The 19,294-nt window shown below is 41.3% G+C and carries 14 protein-coding genes and 1 pseudogene; 10 read left to right on the top strand and 5 right to left on the bottom strand.

Annotated features, from left to right (window positions below):
- Positions 1-14: 14 nt before the first annotated feature.
- Positions 15-1,055 carry an alpha/beta fold hydrolase gene (locus FTT85_RS14600; protein ID WP_373685252.1) on the top strand — a complete coding sequence of 347 codons (1,041 nt, stop codon included), beginning with the start codon at positions 15-17 and terminating at the stop codon, positions 1,053-1,055.
- 46 nt (positions 1,056-1,101) lie between these two features.
- Positions 1,102-2,109, top strand: a complete 1,008-nt coding sequence (locus FTT85_RS14595; RefSeq protein WP_180164102.1) for a hypothetical protein — start codon at positions 1,102-1,104, stop codon at positions 2,107-2,109.
- 37 nt (positions 2,110-2,146) lie between these two features.
- Here FTT85_RS14595 and FTT85_RS14590 read toward each other — a convergent pair whose 3' ends face one another.
- Complete coding sequence (locus FTT85_RS14590) at positions 2,147-4,342, bottom strand: TonB-dependent siderophore receptor (protein ID WP_180164104.1); 2,196 nt, start codon at positions 4,340-4,342, stop codon at positions 2,147-2,149.
- A gap of 229 nt (positions 4,343-4,571) precedes the next feature.
- Positions 4,572-5,210 (bottom strand): Fe-S biogenesis protein NfuA, encoded by a 639-nt coding sequence (gene nfuA, locus FTT85_RS14585; protein WP_180164106.1) that lies wholly within the window; start codon positions 5,208-5,210, stop codon positions 4,572-4,574.
- Between the two features lie 158 nt (positions 5,211-5,368).
- Here nfuA and FTT85_RS14580 point away from each other — a divergent pair, with 158 nt between their 5' ends.
- The 3 genes from FTT85_RS14580 to FTT85_RS14570 all read left to right on the top strand — a co-directional run bounded on the left by FTT85_RS14580 (position 5,369) and on the right by FTT85_RS14570 (position 8,181).
- Positions 5,369-5,986 carry a rhomboid family intramembrane serine protease gene (locus tag FTT85_RS14580; RefSeq protein WP_111884441.1) on the top strand — a complete coding sequence of 206 codons (618 nt, stop codon included), beginning with the start codon at positions 5,369-5,371 and terminating at the stop codon, positions 5,984-5,986.
- A 245-nt stretch (positions 5,987-6,231) separates the two neighbouring features.
- Positions 6,232-6,411, top strand: coding sequence for a hypothetical protein (locus FTT85_RS14575; protein ID WP_180005268.1), 180 nt, complete (start codon positions 6,232-6,234; stop codon positions 6,409-6,411).
- A 219-nt stretch (positions 6,412-6,630) separates the two neighbouring features.
- Positions 6,631-8,181 carry a hypothetical protein gene (locus FTT85_RS14570; RefSeq protein WP_180164108.1) on the top strand — a complete coding sequence of 517 codons (1,551 nt, stop codon included), beginning with the start codon at positions 6,631-6,633 and terminating at the stop codon, positions 8,179-8,181.
- Positions 8,182-8,346: 165 nt separating this feature from the next.
- Here the strand turns inward: FTT85_RS14570 and FTT85_RS14565 are convergent, their stop codons facing one another.
- Positions 8,347-9,966 carry an inorganic phosphate transporter gene (locus tag FTT85_RS14565; protein WP_180026505.1) on the bottom strand — a complete coding sequence of 540 codons (1,620 nt, stop codon included), beginning with the start codon at positions 9,964-9,966 and terminating at the stop codon, positions 8,347-8,349.
- A 478-nt stretch (positions 9,967-10,444) separates the two neighbouring features.
- On the opposite strand from FTT85_RS14565, the gene metH reads away from it, so the two are divergent.
- The 3 genes from metH to FTT85_RS14550 all read left to right on the top strand — a co-directional run bounded on the left by metH (position 10,445) and on the right by FTT85_RS14550 (position 15,572).
- Complete coding sequence (gene metH / locus FTT85_RS14560) at positions 10,445-14,134, top strand: methionine synthase (RefSeq protein WP_180183848.1); 3,690 nt, start codon at positions 10,445-10,447, stop codon at positions 14,132-14,134.
- Positions 14,135-14,218: 84 nt separating this feature from the next.
- Positions 14,219-14,572 (top strand): lysozyme inhibitor LprI family protein, encoded by a 354-nt coding sequence (locus tag FTT85_RS14555; RefSeq protein ID WP_218953201.1) that lies wholly within the window; start codon positions 14,219-14,221, stop codon positions 14,570-14,572.
- A 169-nt stretch (positions 14,573-14,741) separates the two neighbouring features.
- Positions 14,742-15,572, top strand: coding sequence for a TIGR02391 family protein (locus tag FTT85_RS14550; RefSeq protein ID WP_180115409.1), 831 nt, complete (start codon positions 14,742-14,744; stop codon positions 15,570-15,572).
- Positions 15,573-15,664: 92 nt separating this feature from the next.
- Here the strand turns inward: FTT85_RS14550 and FTT85_RS14545 are convergent, their stop codons facing one another.
- A complete protein-coding gene (locus tag FTT85_RS14545) occupies positions 15,665-16,027 on the bottom strand; it encodes an endonuclease domain-containing protein (RefSeq protein WP_180164112.1) in 363 nt (120 codons plus the stop codon).
- 219 nt (positions 16,028-16,246) lie between these two features.
- Between FTT85_RS14545 and dhaK the strand changes: the two genes are divergently transcribed.
- Both dhaK and FTT85_RS14535 read left to right on the top strand, forming a co-directional pair.
- The gene (gene dhaK / locus FTT85_RS14540; RefSeq protein WP_180164114.1) at positions 16,247-17,977 is read left to right on the top strand and encodes a dihydroxyacetone kinase subunit DhaK; all 1,731 of its coding nucleotides are present in this window, start codon (positions 16,247-16,249) and stop codon (positions 17,975-17,977) included.
- Positions 17,978-18,202: 225 nt separating this feature from the next.
- A pseudogene (locus FTT85_RS14535) lies at positions 18,203-18,880 on the top strand (DUF421 domain-containing protein).
- Positions 18,881-19,184: 304 nt separating this feature from the next.
- Here the strand turns inward: FTT85_RS14535 and FTT85_RS14530 are convergent.
- Positions 19,185-19,294 (bottom strand): zinc ribbon domain-containing protein (locus FTT85_RS14530; protein WP_179994364.1); only part of this gene is annotated, 110 nt, incomplete at its 5' end.

The raw sequence follows: 19,294 nt of genomic DNA, 5'->3' as shown, positions 1-19,294 counted from the left end.
TGGGGTAAACGTCAATGAAAGGATATCATTCACGCGTTTTTGGTTTTTTCAAGCTAGCAACAATTTGCTGTATGACGTTTACTGCCAACCATGCTTTGGCTGCAAATCCATCTCCCATCAGCAAAAACCTGGCCGTACCCTCTATCGTGCAAAATTATTTGAGCCAAGAACGTAAAGCGGCTGGTTTAGTCACACACAGTGTTCAAGTCGGGAATGTGAATTGGAGTTATAGCGAAGGTGGTCAACGCTCTAAACCTACCATCTTGCTGATTCATGGTTTAGGCGGCACACGTGATAATTGGAACCGTGTTGCGCATTATTTAACACCGAACTATCACGTGATCATCCCTGACCTTCCGGCCAATGGCGATACGCATGTGCCGGTCGATTTTGATGTCTCAGTGCCGAATGTCACGGAACAACTACGCCAGTTTGTCCTTAAAATAGATATTGAAGATAAACTTAATGTCGCAGGTCACTCATTGGGTGGGTCCATTGCAACGGTATATGCCTCTCAATATCCTTTTGATACCCAAAGTTTATTTTTACTCAACAGCGCGGGCATTTATAAACAAGCCAATACCAGTTATACCCGTGACCCGTATAAACTTAAAAATTTAATCGTTTCAAAACCGGGGGATTTAGATGATGTTATGCATAAACTCATGCAGAATCCGCCTAATGTTCCGACACAGCTTAAAGAAGCGCAGGAAAATATCTTAATTGCGCGTGCGCCCTTCACCAGTAAAATGATCGATCAAGTCGTCACGCTCAATCGAATCTACACCCCTGAAACTTTTGCCCGATTAACACGAACGGTGGAAGCACCAACCCTGATCCTTTGGGGCAAACAAGATAAAATCTTTAATGTTGAAGTGGCTGGCGAACTCAAGTCTTTACTGAAACGTGCAGAAACCCCTGTGATTTTAAATAACGTCGGTCATATGCCAATCTTAGAAGCTGAACAACAAGTTGCAGACCATTACTTGCCTTTCCTTGCTAAAAGTCAAAAGTTTAAAAATCCTTTGGTAGATAAACTGATTCAGTTAAACTGAGCATTCGCCATTTTTAGATACCCATCACTGGGACTTCAGGGAAAGTATGCAGAAAAACCCGATGATTGAGCAGTTGATTGACGCTCAACTGAACTTTTTAGATCAGAGCTTTTCACACAATGATACCGTAGCCACTGAATTCACCCATTTTTATCAATGGTTTCGTAAACAATCTTTGCAGCAGATTTGGAGTTTTGATCAAATCAATACCTTGTTGCAAAAACAAATTTTAAATACCCCTGCAAGTCAATTTCTGATTGAGCAAATTGCTGAACATATCAAATTTGCACTGATTCACCCTGCAAATGACAGCACCACGATTGCCGAAATCATTCCAGTGTTGACCATCGATAAAATTGCACAGTATGTGGCGAGTAAACAGGGACATCGTCAGCGTTTAATTCATACCATGGTCAACAATCCTGCATTTTCAGCCATGATCAGTCAGTTGATTCAACATGCGATACAAGATTATTTAGACAACTCAGTTATTGCGAAATCGGTCCCCGGTGTTTCACGATTTATGAAAATGGGGAAATCGGTACTGGAAAATGTCACTGATACCAATTTAGATAATGCAGTCAGCAAATACTTACAAAAGAATATTTTAAAGCTCAGTCAAATGAGTGAAACCGTGTTAAATCAGCACTTTGATGATCATAAGCTGTACTATTTTCAAGCCAATTTGTGGCATAAAATTAAAGCGCTGCCAGTTTCAGTATTAAAGAACTATGTTGAAGTTCAGGACTTGCCGCAAACAGTTGCCATGGGTCATGAAATTTGGGACTTTATGCGACAGTCTGAGTATATGAAACAGCAAGTGCATGATGGCGTATACGCTTGGTACGTGCGCAATGCAGAACGCCCTTTTGATTTATTGCTACGTGATTTAAATATTGATGAAGCACTGATTCAGCATGAACTTCAAAACTTACTCAATCCTATCGTTCAACAAATGATTGAGTCGGGTTATTTGCGTGAGCGTTCACGTCTCTATTTAGAACAATTCTACTACTCAAGTGAAGCACTGAAAATTTTAAATATCCCAACATAAAAAAAGCCGCGTTAAGCGGCTTTTCTTTTAGAAATACTTAGAACTGGTATTTCAAACTTGCATAATAAGCTCGACCCGGCTCGTTATATGTTTGGTTGACCGTTTTATCACGCAGTTTTTTCTCATCAAATAGGTTATTCACACCGATACGAGCACTTAAAGCCGCATTAAATTTATAACCAAAGTTAATGCCTGCAATGCCATAACTTTTCACGCTATCCATCGCCAAGCCATTTTTGCTTTCAAGACTAGTTTCTGCATATTGACGTGGTTTTTGACGACCATATTGGGTATAGACAAAGTTACTGTCTAATCGATCCGTGATGTTGTAGTTCAAAATAGAGTTTATGGTGTAATTTGGAATCACTGAAAGTGGATTGCCAGTACGTTTATCTTCAGAGTTGATCATATAGGTGACGTTATTGGTCCACGTGATATCACCCCAGTCCAAAGAAATACTTCCTTCAACGCCTTCCACCAAGGCTTCTGGCGTATTCATCCAACGCAATACATTATACGTTGTACCATTTACTTCTATTTCTTCTAGACGTGTATCCCCAGCAACGATCTTATTTTTATAATCATTACGGAACCATGCAAAACTTGCATTCACGATGTCTTTTTCAAACTGTACACCTAATTCTTTATTCACTGAAGTTTCAGGTTTGAGATCACCATTACCTTGTAATAAACATTGGCTCAGCCCAATTGGACAGCCATTACCGCGAGTGCTTAACAGATAACCTTCCGCATTTTGGTACATATTGGGTGCTTTATACGCCTTAGCTACACCACCTTTTAGTGTCCAATAGTCACCAAGTTTTTGCGTAATATTGAGACTTGGACTCCAGCTATCTCCCGATTTACTATGATTATCATAACGCAGTGCCAAAACAACATCGGTGCTTTCGCCCAAATTCATATTATTTTCAATATAGGCCGACGCAATCCGTGAATCCATTTGTGAACGGTCACCTGAAGTCAGCGCATCACCAAAACCGCCTGCGCCAGCTTGTGTATTAACCGTATCGGTAAAGTCATCTTCGACCCACTCAGTGCCTAAAGTTAATACTTGTGGGACATACCATTGGAACGGCAGATTGGCTTCTGCATTAAAGCGAATGGTTTCTAGATGTGACGTTTGTTTATTTTCAAGATTATTAATCTGACCCTCTGTACTACCGCCTGTCCCTTCAGGTAGGCGTTTATTTTTAGTTTTATCATATTGCGCAATGAGTTTACTGTCACCCCACCCCCACGTACCTTCATGAGTTAATGCAAAAGTATCACGATAAATGGTATTGGTTTCTTCGCCAATTAAAGCGGATAAAATGGGCGCCTTGTTCGGATCGGCTGGATCAAATACACTGTTTTGACTGTCACCTGCAAAACGGTTGCCTTGGCGGCCAACACTTGCGTCAAACATCAAGACTTGTTGATCGTTCAACTGCCAAGCCAAACGCCCTGCAATATCTTTATTTTCAACGCCTTCTCGACCCGCCATACGCGCGCCATTGTCCATTAAGGCATTAATATCCGCAGCATCTGAATCGGTTTTGTTATAACTACCGTATAACCGATATGAAAGGACATCTTTGAGAATTGGCCCGCTTAAGTTAAAGCTTTCACGGTGACTTGCGCCCTCTTTAGCGTCTTCAGGTTGATTGGTAAAAACTTCCACAGAGCCATGCACGTCGTTGGTCACTTTCTTGGTTTTAATATTGACCACACCACCCATCGCACCTGAACCATAACGCGCTGCTGCTGGACCACGCAGCACTTCAATCGATTCAATAGCATCTGCAGGTACCCAGTTCGAATCGCCACGTGTATCACGCTCACCGCGCCAGCCATAACGTACTGAGTTTCTCGAATTTACAGGCTTACCATCAATTAAGATCAACGTGTTTTCAGGCCCCATTCCACGGATATCAATCTGACGGTTATTACCACGTTGCCCGGTGGCACTGTTACCAGTCAAATTTACACCCGGCATACGGCGCACATATTCTGAAATATCATTAACAACCGGTATTTTTTCTAAATCTTCTGCCGTAATTTTTGAAGCACCTAATGATTGTTTAACTTGTTCTGCTGCAGTAACAACAATGGTTTCCATCTTCGTTACGGATTCATCTGATGCTTCAGTGTGCACATCTTTTGCATGCGTCAAACTTACCAATGCACAGAGTATTGAAAGTGTAAGCGTTGATTTTAATAGTTGTTTGGTCATTGAGTGCTTCCAAATAAACGTATTTATGGAGAAATCTAGAATAATGTGTTGCACATTGTAACCACCACAAACAATATTGCAATTAATTTCAATAATCATTCTCATTTATATTTGTGATATAGCTTATCATTTTGATGTAAAAACCCTAGAAATATCTAAAAATCTTCGTTTTTTTGATTTAGACAATAAAAAAGCCGCAACGTTGCGGCTTTTTATAAAAATACTGAACTTATTTGAAATAAGCACCTTCAGTATTACTGTGATCCGTTTGGTCAACAACACGCATTAACTCAGGTACATGCTGCTTCAATGTTGTTTCAACACCTTGTTTCAGGGTTAAATCGATTGAAGAACAACCTTGGCAACCACCACCGAATTTAAGCACTGCAGTTAAACCATGTTCTGCATCTTCAACCACCTCTACCAATGCACAGTTACCACCATGACCTGCAAGTCCAGGGTTAATTTCTGACTGTAGAACATAAGTGATTCGCTCTTCTACAGAGGCATCTGGACCCACACGTGGCACTTTTGAGTTTGGCGCACGGAAAGTTAACTGACCACCAAAACGGTCTTTGTTATAGTCAATCACCGCATCCAAAAGATATGGAATAGACGGTGTGTCAATAAATGCAGGGAAATCTGGATAGTCTTGTTTATAGTCTGTAGGCACAACTTCTTCTGGTGCACTGTAAGCCATACAACATTCAGCACGTGGCGTACCCGGATTTTCCACAAAAACACGTACACCAATGCCCGGTGTATTTTGTTTATCCAAAAGATCTTTCAAATACTCTTGGGCATTTGGTGTGATCAATAGGTTTGGAATTTCTTCAGCAACTGCTGTGCTCTTGTTCTCAGTCGACATTACAATATTTCCTCAAGCTGAAGTCGCTATTTTAACTTAAGATGCGGGGCATTAGAAAAAAATCAACTAAAATTGTCGGAATTATTCTGAAAGTTCACGCTTTAGGCAGATTTAATGGCATTATTGAGCATAAATTTTAACAAGTAGAATAGTCATATATGTTGGGCCTACCCTTTAACCACACCGTGACCATTATCCTGATTACGGTGGTGATTTCACTGATTGCATTTTCAAATCAGAAAGTGATGAATCGTTTGTTATTTTGGCCGCCTGCCCTCAGTCGTGGCGAGTATGACCGATTTATTAGCCATGGTTTTATTCATGCAGATGGCGCGCACCTATTATTCAACATGATTACCTTATTTTTCTTTGGTAGCGTGATTGAAAGTTTTTATCGCCAATATTTTTTCGACATGGGCTTTGTGCTGTTTTACTTGGGCGGTTTGATCGCTGCGATTATTCCGAGTTATTTAAAACATAAGCATGATACCCATTGGGCAAGTTTAGGGGCTTCTGGGGCGGTATCTGCGGTACTTTTTGCGTATATCTTGTTTGAACCGTGGAAACTGATTTTTGTATTCTTTATTCCTGTTCCTGCAATTATTTTTGCCGTGCTTTATGTGGCTTATAGTATTTGGTCAGGTAAACGTGGCAACAGCAACATTAACCACAGCGCACACCTTTGGGGCGCAGCGTATGGTGTAATCATGACGATTATTCTTGAACCGAAACTCATTCCACATTTCTTAAGTCAGTTATTAAACGTTCCTTTCTAACGTTAAGTCTAAAAAATCAGTCTGATTTAACCAGTAAAATGACAGCCTAAACCGTTTCAGTTTAGGCTTTTTTATTGCGCCGAGTTTAACCTCATGACCATTGATCTTTTCTTTAGCCAATTTCCCATATCTACAACACCGCACTTTGAATATCGAGCTATACAATTTCACAGCAGATTGAAACGCTATCTACCCATGCCCTGATTTAAACTGAAATGACACAGAATAAAAAAGGGAAAATTCCAATGAAAATAGTCCTGATGTTCTCAAGTTTGCTGTTGACCTGCGTGTTGAGTGCTTGTGCCGTTCACACTCGTGAAGGCAGTATCGTGGTCGACCCAGATCGTAATCACTATCCTTACAATTACCCAGATCGACATGGCGACTTTTGCCCGCCCGGACAGGCTAAAAAAGGCCGTTGTTGATTTGCCGTTGCTGATTTCATGCCCTCTTCTTTTAAGCCTTCAAACCGAAGGCTTTTTCAATTCCAGCAATAAAATTTGAAGCTGTATATTCTACGAAAGTTCACAAAAGCACATGACAAATCATATAAATCTGGCACTTTATGCCACCCTATTTTTTAATTTGGCATAGATAATGTATACATCTGTATATTAATGACAAAATTAGCTGAGATATTTTGCATGTCGAGTTCAACTGAAGGTCTTCAATTTCCCATTTCGGCTTCAAACCAAAAGCCGAGTACATCTAAAACTGGTCGTGAAATTATCGCTGAAGCCTTAGCTGCAGTTGACCATCACTCTTCTGTACGTGCAAAACAAGAAAAAAACTGGCGTAAAAAATATCCTGAATATTTTAAAGCCTTGGTTGAACAAGGAATTCAATCATCTGAAGCTGCGATCAACATTGCTGAGCAAGGTTTAAATAAAGCGCATCACGTCTTTGAGTTTTATCGTAATCAAGAAAAGTATACGCTCAAAGATGCAGTAGCTTTGACTGCACATCCGCTGCATACCGTGAAATTAAAAGGTGAAAGTGACGCAGCGCCTGAGTGGTATGTGCCCTATCATGGTCAAAAACTTCAAGGTGAGGCTTTACTGGCTCAGATTCAAAAATGGCAAGATGCTGGCATCATTGAAGCCAGTCATGCCGACGCATTACGTGAAGCCATTGCACACCCAGAATGGTTCGATTTGTCAGATCGGACTATGGTGCTTTTTGGTGCTGCCTCCGAAGCTGGCCCTCTGACGTGGTTAGCAAAATGGAAAGCCAATATTGTGGCAATCGACCTCAATAATGAACGTGTTTGGGATCGAATCTTAAGCACGGTTCAGGCCGGTAATGCCACTTTATATTCACCAAGTCTCGACGCTGTGCATGAAGACACACCCATTCAAGAACTAAAACACAAATTGGGCGCCAATTTACTGACACACATTCCTGAAATTGCACAATGGCTTGCACAAAGTGAACATCAACTAGATCTGGCTGCAATTGCCTATTTAGATGGTGAAAAGCATGTTCGTGTTGCAATGGCAATGGACAGCATCATGGCCTATGTCAGCCAACAAAAAGCCGACACCAGCTTGATGTTTATGTGTACTCCGACCGATGTCTATGCGGTTCCAGAAGAGATTGTTACGGCAGCGCAAGCCAAATTCCAAAACCGTGCTTCTGCACAAAAACTATTGACACAAAGTATTGCCAAAGTCACAGGTCAGCATTTCTTTAAGCAAAATAATGAGCAAACCACCACAGCAGACAATGGAAAATCCTATGGTATTGCTGACTGTCTGGTGGTGGAACAAGGTCCAAACTACGCACTCGCAAAACGTATCCAACAATGGCGCGCAACTGTCGCACGTCAAAATGGTCAGCGGGTTAGTATTAATATTGCGCCATCCACCACGACCCGCTCAGTGACGAAGAATCCATTATTAAAAGCCGCATTTAATGGTGCGAGTTTATTTGATGTGGAATCCTTCCAACCTGAAACCACCAATGCACTCATGGCGGCTTTATGGATTCACGACTTGAGAAACCCTCAATCGGTTGCTAACCCTGAAACGGCGCTAGACCACCCATTAGAACTCATGATGCATGGTGCCAACCATGGTGGCTTATGGCGTGTGGCTTATTTGGCGCGTACTGCCTTACCTTTTGCAGCGCTGTATGGTTTTGCTGAAGAGAAATTGCCCGTGAAAAAAGTATTGGGACTGTTTAAAAAAGCGTAACTGCATTGGTTCAAATAAGTGTTGAACTTTGCAAAGCTTCAACTCGCTAGTTTGATTGTTCTAATTCAGCTCTCAGTCATCCCATTAAAATCGGTGATGTCTGAGATAAAGCCATAAGAAAACGCTGCCGAAGCAGCGTTTTTTTATATCTGGAATTTGAGTTGCTTAGAACACTTTCAAGAATAACCAGTACAAGCAGCCTGATAGACAGATCGTTGCAGGTAAAGTGAAGACCCAAGCCGATAGAATGGTCTTCACTGTTGCAAAGTTCAGACCCGATTTATTCGCGACCATGGTACCTGCAACCGCAGAGTTCAATACGTGTGTGGTCGATACAGGCATACCAAAACCATCCGCAGCAGCAATCGTTGACATAGCAACAAGCTCGGCAGACATGCCCTGACCATAGGTCATGTGGTTTTTACCAATACGTTCACCGACAGTCACAACAATACGTTTCCAACCCACCATGGTTCCAAGACCCAGTGCCAATGCAACAGCGACTTTCACCCATGTTGGAATGTACTGTAAGAACGAATCTAAGTGACTACGATATTCCTTCACTGTCTTTTGTTCAGCTTCTGCCATTGCTGGTAGTTGTTCAGCTTTATCTAGACGTTTAAAAGCAGTAGTACTTAAGTACATGTCATTACGAATCGAAGATACTTCTTGTTCAGGAATATCTTTTAAGTCGCCATACTGTGCAACACGCTCACCTAAATGATCGGTCAAACTTGCCAAAGCTGGCACAACTTCTGGGCTGACTTCTTTGGTTTGAATGTATTTGGTGAGTACATCACGTGCTTGTGCATCAGGAATATCCTTATGCTCTGCGTAGATCGCAGTCGCAGTTTGAGCAGATAACTGATGGAAAGATTGAATATGTTGATTATCTAAGTTCTTATTCAATGAATAAGCCAATGGCACACATCCGATTAAAATCAGCATGATCAGACCCATACCTTTTTGACCATCATTTGAACCGTGCGCAAAACTTACACCTGTACAGGTAAAGATCAAAATTGCACGAATCAGTGGTGGTGGCGGCTTATTGCCTTCTGGTGGCTGAAACAATTCTAGCTGTTTGCGGAAAATACGCTTCACCAACAAGAAAACTAGGGCTGCAAATGCAAAACCAATCAGTGGAGAGAACAATAAAGCCTTACCGACTTTAAGCACCTGCTCCATATCTACACCGCTCGCACCACCGCCTGCATTTAACAGGTAGTTCATGATGCCAACGCCAAGAATAGAACCAATCAAAGTATGCGAACTAGACGCTGGGATGCCTAAGAACCAAGTCCCTAAATTCCACAAAATCGCTGCGATCAACATAGCGAAAACCATGGCAAAACCAGCACCTGAACCGACATTCATAATCAATTCAACAGGTAATAAGGCAATAATGCCGTAAGCGACTGCACCACTGGCAACCATTACACCCAGAAAGTTACAGAAACCTGCCCACATTACCGCAACTGGTGCTGACAAGGCGTTGGTATAAATCACTGTTGCCACTGCGTTTGCAGTGTCATGGAAACCATTTACAAATTCAAAGCCAAGTGCGATGAATAAGGCTGTGCCCAATAAAATCATTGAATAAAGACTTAAAGGCGGAACATGCGCTAAATCGGCAGTCACCTGAAAACCAATATAAATCAACGTTGAAATAATCACCGTTAAAAATACCGGCATAAAGAATTTCGGTGTAGGCACATGAACATTCGTAGACTTTTGAGTAGTCGACGTGTGCGCTGAATCTACGGGAGTTTGTTTAGAATTCATGCAGGCAGGAATAGAGGATTTTAAAATCCCCATATTGTTCAATTTAATTATGACAATTATATGACAAAGCGGTGTCATATAAAGCAATTTTTCATGCTTTATTTGTTTTTTTAAAGTGTTAAAAACCGACTTTTATACTCTACTTTCATAAAGTAAATCAGTTATTTAATCTGCGTATTTAAACTTTATTTTCTTTGAAACCCAATGTTTCAGCTTATATTTCATCTGTCATGTTTTTTGTCATATTGCATAGCCCTGCTGGATGTTTTTTAATCTTGCCTGAGCAATATGACAAATTCATGAAGTTTTCCATACATTTATATGAAATTGGAATATGAAATTATCAAGTTGCAATATTGCTCATTAATTCAACAAGCTAATAATTGCGCGCTGTGAAGATGATTGAATATCAATAAAACTGCAATGAATTCTGTTAATATATTTGCCGATTTTATATTCCATCGGATTGGGGTTATTTATGTCCACGCTTGCCACCCTAAAAGAGCTGCTCGCTCAACGGATTCTGATTATCGACGGTGCAATGGGCACCATGATTCAGCGTCATAAACTCGAAGAAGCTGACTACCGTGGTGAGCGTTTTGCAGATTGGGCATCTGACCTCAAAGGCAATAATGACCTATTGGTGTTGACGCAGCCGCAAATTATCCAAGGCATTCATGAAGCCTACCTCGATGCTGGCGCAGACATTATTGAAACCAACAGCTTTAACGGCACTAAAGTTTCAATGTCTGACTACCACATGGAAGATTTGGTATCAGAGATCAACCGTGAAGCAGCGCGTATTGCTAAAGCCGCTTGTGAAAAATACTCTACGCCTGAAAAACCGCGTTTTGTTGCAGGTGTGCTTGGGCCGACTTCACGCACTTGCTCGATCTCGCCAAATGTAAATGACCCAGCATTCCGTAACATCACTTTTGATGAGCTAAAAGAAAACTATATTCAAGCTGCGCATGCCCTGATTGAAGGCGGTGCGGACATTCTGCTCATTGAAACTGTATTCGATACTTTAAACTGTAAAGCTGCCATCTTTGCAGTGAAAGAAGTGTTTAATCAGCTTGGCTATGAATTGCCATTGATGATTTCAGGCACGATTACCGATGCCTCTGGCCGAACTTTAACTGGCCAAACTGCTGAAGCGTTCTGGAACTCTGTGCGTCATGGTGACTTATTGTCTATTGGCTTTAACTGTGCCCTAGGTGCAGATGCCATGCGTCCGCATGTAAAAACCATTGCTGACGTTGCTGATACTTTTGTTTCGGCGCATCCGAACGCTGGCTTACCAAATGCCTTCGGCGGTTATGATGAAACCCCTGAACAAACCGCTGCCTTTATTAAAGAATTTGCAGAAAGTGGCTTGATTAACATCACTGGCGGCTGCTGCGGTACAACGCCGGATCACATCCGTGCTATTGCCAATGCCGTAAAAGACATTAAGCCACGCCAAGTGCCAGAAACCAAACCCGCTTGCCGTTTAAGCGGTTTAGAGCCGTTCAACATTACAGAAGATTCGCTGTTTGTAAACGTCGGTGAACGTACCAACGTGACAGGTTCTAAAAAATTCCTACGTTTAATCCGTGAAGAAAACTTTGCCGAAGCTTTAGAAGTTGCACAGCAGCAAGTTGAAGCCGGTGCTCAGATTATCGACATCAACATGGATGAAGGCATGCTGGATTCAGAAGGCGCAATGGTGCACTTCCTGAATCTTGTAGCCTCTGAACCTGAAATTTCACGTGTGCCGATCATGATTGACTCATCTAAATGGGAAATCATTGAAGCGGGCTTAAAATGTGTACAAGGTAAAGCGGTTGTTAACTCGATTTCCTTAAAAGAAGGCTATGACGAGTTCGTTGCAAAAGCGCGTTTGTGCCGTCAGTATGGCGCTGCCGTAATTGTTATGGCCTTTGACGAAAATGGTCAGGCCGACACTGCTGCACGTAAAAAAGAAATCTGTAAACGCTCTTATGATGTATTGGTGAATGAAGTGGGCTTCCCTGCTGAAGACATCATTTTTGACCCGAACGTGTTTGCAGTGGCAACAGGTATCGAAGAACACAACAACTATGCTGTGGACTTTATTGAAGCAACAGGCTGGATCAAGCAAAACTTACCACATGCGATGATTTCAGGCGGTGTGTCTAACGTATCGTTCTCCTTCCGTGGTAATGAACCTGTACGTGAAGCGATTCACTCAGTGTTCTTATACCATGCCATTCAGCAAGGCATGACTATGGGTATCGTCAACGCAGGTCAAATGGCGATTTATGATGATATTGATGCTGAACTGAAAGCTGCGGTTGAAGATGTGATCTTGAACCAAAACCAAGGTGAAAGCCATCAAGAAGCTACAGAAAAGCTGCTTGAAGTTGCTGAAAAATACCGTGGTCAAGGTGCTGCGCAAAAACAAGTGGAAAACTTGGAATGGCGTGAGCTTCCCGTAGAAAAGCGCCTTGAGCATGCTTTAGTGAAAGGTATCACCACCTTTATTGATGAAGATACTGAAGAAGCACGCCTGAAAGCTAAACGTCCACTCGATGTGATTGAAGGTCCGCTGATGGACGGCATGAATGTTGTAGGTGATTTGTTCGGTTCAGGCAAAATGTTCCTGCCGCAAGTGGTGAAATCTGCACGTGTCATGAAACAGGCTGTAGCTTGGCTGAATCCGTTCATTGAAGCGGAAAAAACAGCTGGCCAATCTAAGGGTAAAGTCCTGATGGCAACCGTGAAAGGTGACGTACATGACATCGGTAAAAATATCGTGGGCGTAGTACTTGGCTGTAATGGTTATGACATCATCGACCTTGGCGTGATGGTGCCTTGCGAGAAGATTCTGCAAACTGCCATTGATGAGAAAGTCGACATTATTGGTCTATCTGGCCTAATCACTCCGTCTTTGGATGAAATGGTTTTTGTTGCGAAAGAAATGCAGCGCAAAGGCTTTAATGTTCCATTGATGATTGGCGGTGCAACCACTTCTAAAGCGCATACGGCAGTGAAAATTGATCCACAATATTCAAACGATGCAGTCATTTATGTTGCCGATGCATCTCGTGCGGTGGGTGTAGCAACAACTTTACTTTCTAAGGAAATGAAGCCAAAGTTTGTAGCAGAAACCCGTGCTGAATATGAAAAAGTCCGTGAGCGTATTGCCAATAAACAGCCAAAAGCGGCCAAACTGACGTATGCTGAATCTGTAGAAAATGGTTTGAAAATAGACTTTGCAGCCAATGCGCCTGCGAAGCCAAACTTTATTGGTACGCAAACGCTGACCAATTATCCATTGGAAACTTTGGTTGAATACTTTGACTGGACACCGTTCTTCATTTCTTGGAGTTTGGCAGGTAAATTCCCTGCTATCTTAACTGATGAAGTTGTAGGTGAAGCAGCAACTGACTTGTATGAACAAGCACAGACCATGCTAAAAGACATCATCGACAACAAACGTTTTGATGCTCGTGCTGTGTTTGGTGTTTACCCTGCAAACCGTTCAGCAGCGGATTCGGTTGAAGTGTATAGCGAAGATGGTCAATCGGTTACGCATACCTTCCATCACATTCGTCAACAGTCTGACAAAGTGACAGGTAAACCAAACTTGTCATTAGCGGACTTTGTTGCGCCTAAAGGTGTCGCAGAAGACTACTTGGGCGGTTTCACGGTATCCATCTTTGGTGCGGAAGAAATGGCAAATGAGTACAAAGCTAAAGGCGATGACTACTCTGCAATTCTTGCGCAATCTTTAGGTGACCGTTTTGCGGAAGCGTTTGCGGAGCATTTGCATGAACGTATCCGTAAAGAGTTCTGGGGTAACCAAGCGTCTGAAACCTTAAGCAATGAAGAATTGATTAAAGAGAAGTATGTGGGCATCCGTCCTGCACCGGGCTACCCTGCTTGCCCTGAGCATTCTGAAAAAGCGCCGTTGTTTGACTGGTTAGGTTCTACTGACAAGATTGGTACGCAATTGACCACTAGCTTTGCAATGTGGCCGCCTTCATCTGTCAGCGGTTTCTACTATGCAAACCCTGAAAGCCAATACTTTAACGTGGGTAAAATCGCAGGCGATCAGCTTGAGGATTATGCAAAGCGTAAAGGCTGGACTTTGGATGAAGCGAAGCGTTGGTTAGCACCGAATTTGGATGATTCGGTTCAGTAATTAGTTTGAAAAAATCCCCTCGAATGAGGGGGTTTTTTATTTATAATCAAAAATCTTAAAAACACATAAACGAATTTTATAAAATTGAAAAAAATATTCTTACTTTTAGTTTTACCTTTTATTTCATCTTTTACTTTTGCAAAATGTAAAGCTAGTAATGTTTATGATGAAATTGCCTGTTATGAAAAAGAATTAAAATCTAATAAAACCAAGCTCAACCAAACTTATCAAAAGCTTTATAACACTATGGATGAGGAAGGTAAGAAAATTTTAGAAACCTCTCAAAAGAATTGGTTGTTATATAAAAATAGTCATTGTGATGAACTCGTATCTTATCTATCTAGCAGTGTACAAGGTGCGGGATCTAAGCTAATCAATCTATCATGTAATGCCGATCTTATTGATCAACGAATTAAAGACTTAAAAGATTTACTTTAATTTTTAGGTAATCCCCCTAAATCCCCCTTTTACAAAGGGGGACTTTCGCGTATCGAATTCATTACGTGACAGCTCTTCGTTTTGTAAAGGAAGGTTGGGAGAGATTAATTGCTATAAATAAAACTAGTATTTAAAATACTTAAACCCATGAAAAATTTAAGATTGAAAAATGGCAATAATAAAAAGTTTAGATCTAGGAAGCCTAGAAAGTATCTGTAAAACTTTAGGTGAAACTAATAACGGGCTTTCAGGAACAGAAATCACCAAATATCTGACTGAATGTAATATCAAAGATCTTCAACTAAATTCAACAAAATGGAAACGTTTATATGATGCTCTATCCTCAAAACAAACTGAAGATCGCTGTTCTAATAATGTCTTAGCTTTTATTAAATATGTTATGCGCCCTTCACGTCATATCCATAGAAAAGAATGGTTTGAAAATATACGAACTGAATTGAATTATGTTTTGTCATTTGAAGGTTTTGAACTCACTGATAGTGGCGAACTCAAGCAAGCAGACAAAGTTCAAACTTTTGATGAAGCTGAAGCACGGGCGCAAAATTTAAGAAAAACTTTATTAGATAGAAAAATACATCCTGATGTCTTAGCGTTTTGTAGAGCAGAACTACTCGTAGATAATTATTTTCATGCAGTTTTTGAAGCAACTAAAAGTATTGCTGAAAAAATTAGAATCAAAACAAAACTAACCAGTGATGGTTCTGAATTAGTAGATCAAGCTTTTGCGTATAAAAATAAAGTTCCTTATTTAGCCTTAAATAGTTTAACTACACCAAGTCATCAGAGTGAACAAAACGGTTTTATGCATTTACTTAAAGGTATATTTGGAACATTTAGAAATACTACAGCTCATGCCCCTAAAATTACGTGGAATATAGATGAACAGGATGCTTTAGATATTTTATCAACTGTGTCCTTAATTCATAGAAAATTAGACAAAGTAGCTGAAGCTAAAAAAATGTATGAAGGACAAATATAATCCCTCCTAACCTTCCTTTTAAAAGGGAGGAACTACACGAATCCAAAACCATCATCTAATTCGCGTGAAGTCCCTCTTTCTTAAAGAGGGATTTAGGGAGATTTCTTAATAAAGTAAAGATAAATCACTTCCACCACATCATCAATCTGCCCCATCACCTGCCCATTATCAAACCTCAGCACTTTTAGCCCAAGCTGAGCCAAAGCCTCATCCCGAATCAGATCCGCTTCCAATCCTTCTTGGGTAAAATGCTGACCACCATCACACTCAATCACTAAATTGGCGGCAGGACAGTAAAAATCTACGATGAAATTTAAAATGGGTTTTTGCCTATAAAATTGCAAACCTAAAATTTGCTTATTGCGAAGCCGTGACCATAGCAGCTTCTCGGCATCGGTCATGTTATTGCGCAAATTACGCGAGGCTTGTTTTAAATTATTATTGTAGGGTTTCATTTTTTATTCTCTTTTTTAAATCTCCCCTAAATCCCACTTTGAAAAAGGGGGATTTAGGGGGATTCATTCCAACAAGATTTATATATCAAAAAATGTTTATTTTCTAACTCTTCAATCTAAAACCGCCCTTTTTTACACTTTTATGTCAGCAAACATTATGTTTTTCGATAATAATAAACTTTTTTACATTCTCCCCTATAAATACAGATTGGTACATCCATGAAAAAACTCATGAACGGTGCAGAAAACATCGTAATTGAAATGTGCAAAGGCTTTGTTCTTGCCCATCCAGAACTCGCATTTAACGAGTCGCACAAAATCATTTCACGCAAAGAAAAGCACAATAACGTGGCACTTATCAGTGGTGGTGGTAGCGGTCACGAACCTGCCCATGCAGGCTTTGTCGGTACAGGCATGTTAGACGCTGCCGTATGTGGTGATGTATTTGCATCTCCATCGCAAATTCAGGTCTATAAAGCCTTACAGCAAGTCGCAACTGACAAAGGCGTGCTGATGATCATCAAAAACTATTCTGGCGATATGATGAATTTCCAGAATGGCGCAGCCCTTGCAACTGAAGACGGCATTAAAGTTGACTATGTAAAAGTGGCAGATGACATTGCGGTTAAAGACAGCCTATATACAGTAGGTCGTCGTGGTGTTGCAGGCACAGTATTTGTACATAAGATTGCAGGCGCAGCAGCATCAAAAGGCTTAGAACTTGCAGACGTAAAAGCGATTGCTCAAAAAGCTGCGGACAACGTCATTAGCCTTGGTTTTGCTTATAGCTCATGTACTGTTCCAGCCAAAGGCACGCCAACGTTTATTTTGGCTGATGACGAAATGGAATATGGCGTCGGCATCCACGGTGAACCGGGCATCCGTCGTGAAAAAATCCTGCCATCTAAAGAACTGGCGCAGCGCATTGTTGATGACCTATTTCTGGATCGTCCTGATTTGACTGAAGTTGCAGTTTTGGTCAACGGTTTTGGTAGCACACCGCTGCAAGAGTTGTATGTCTTTAACCATGATGTATGCGAACACCTTGCACGTAAAGGCATCAAAATTTACCGCACATTTGTCGGCAACTATATGACCAGTATCGACATGAATGGTGCATCTGTGTCCTTGCTTTCTGTCGATGATGAATTGAAAACTTACCTCGATGCAGCAGCCAACACCCCTGCATTTAAAATGGATGGTTCAGCAGCACAGCCTTTAACTTTTGTGTCCAAAGATGCTTCAGCCAAAGCTGTAGTAAACACCCAAGTTGAAACACAGCCTGAACATGCGGTGATTAGCAATGAGCAATTCACCATCGAAAACATGCGTTATGTGGTGGATGTGATGTCTGCCTGCATCATTAGAAATGAAGTGCCATTCTGTGAGCTGGACGCGCATGCTGGTGACGGCGACTTCGGTATGAGCGTGGCGAAAGGCTTTAAGCAATTAAAACGTGAATGGCAAAGTCTGATTCAAGCGCAGCAGATGGATGAATTCATGCTGAACTGCTCAATGATCATTATGGAACATTGTGGTGGCGCGTCTGGCCCAATCTGGGGTTCAGCATTCCGTGCAGCAGCGAAATCAATTCAAGGCAAATCAGTTTTAACTGTCGCTGATTTTGCCGAGATGCTGCAAGCAGCGGTCAAAGGCATTCAAACCACAGGTGAGCGTTCATTTGGACGCGGCGCAGTGGTGGGTGATAAAACCCTGATTGATGCACTTGTACCTTGCGCAGATTCTTGGTCTGCCCATACCGATAAATCCTTTAAAGAAAACTTTGTACTTGGTGCAAAAGCGGCGGTTCAAGGCGCTGAAAATACCAAAGAGATCGTAGCGCGTATGGGACGTGCGGGAACTGTAGGCGACCGTAGTCTTGGCTATCCAGATGCAGGCGCACATGGTTTAGGCGTGATCTTTACGGATATTGCAGAACATATTAAATAACTGAACATCTTAAAATATTGCCAGACCACATCAAAAGCATCGATTCGTCGGTGCTTTTTTTATGGCTATTTTAAAGCACTTTTTTTCATCAAATATCTCATTCATACAATACCTTTAGCATGAAATTCATTTTCGAATAGTGCTTAAAAATTAACACAATTGAGCTGCTTTATCGCCCAGCGCTTTGCTAAGTTAAAAACACATAACGATAAAAAAGGATGAGACATGGATTTCACTCAAATTTTCATTCATGACACTACATGGACTTTTGCTGCCGAAGTGATTTTGCGTAGCGTCATTATGTTCGTTTTAATCATCGTATTCTTACGCCTAACAGGCAAACGCGGCGTGCGTCAGTTATCCCTCTTTGAAGTTGCCATCCTCCTTGCTTTGGGTTCAATTGCAGGCGACCCGATGTTTGAAGAGGAACTCCCCCTCTTACAAGCGCTCATTGTGATGACGGTGGTAATTGGTTTATACCGCGTAATCACTTGGCTCATGATGAAATACCAACCCTTTGAAGATTTAATTGAAGGTAAAGCCCTCTACATTGTTGAAGATGGTGAATTGGTTTTAGAAAAGATTAAACAAGGTAAAATGTCACATGATGAATTCTTCTCTGAAATGCGTCAGCAAAATGTGGAGCATCTTGGACAAGTTCGAGTTGGTTTATTAGAAAGTGATGGAAAATTTAGTATTTTGTTTTATCCACCTGAACAAGTGCGTTATGGACTGCCACTATTTCCGAAACCCTATAAAGCGGTTCGAGATATCAAAATGCATTAGCTGTATGCCTGTACGCACTGTGGCAAAACCATGTACATTTACGGTGCTCAGGATACCTGCCCGCGCTGCGGATGTTGTGACTGGGCTGAAGCGATTAATACACAGCGTTTAGCTTAAGCATTCAAGGCTAAAACTTTAAAATTCTGTGCCGCTTCAATTAAACACGTCATCAAAATACAGTAAGATCCAACGACCATCACCACAGACCCACCCTTCAATGTTTTATTCGCCATCTAAAAGTGCAGCAGCAGAGATTTCATTGGTTAATATCTGTGCATCATTTCAGTTCAGGCAAGACATCCAGCTTTCATCTTTTGAAGACCACAAGATGCTCAGACAGACTCCCAAAAATGTATCATGAGGAAATTTTCAGTTTTATTCTCGCACTAACATCTATCAATCAGTTGACATCCTCACCCCCTTAAAAGAGGGTGATTCCTACAGCTAGACGCTTATGCCCAAGCGCAAGAATGTTTAGAGCTGAGTTTATATCTCGATCATGAGCTGTACCACAGCTCATGCACTCCCATT

The organism is Acinetobacter sp. YH01020, assembly GCF_013420275.1.
In the GTDB taxonomy this organism is placed as follows: Bacteria; Pseudomonadota; Gammaproteobacteria; order Pseudomonadales; family Moraxellaceae; genus Acinetobacter; species Acinetobacter amyesii.
This window is presented reverse-complemented; position numbering and strand designations above follow the sequence as displayed.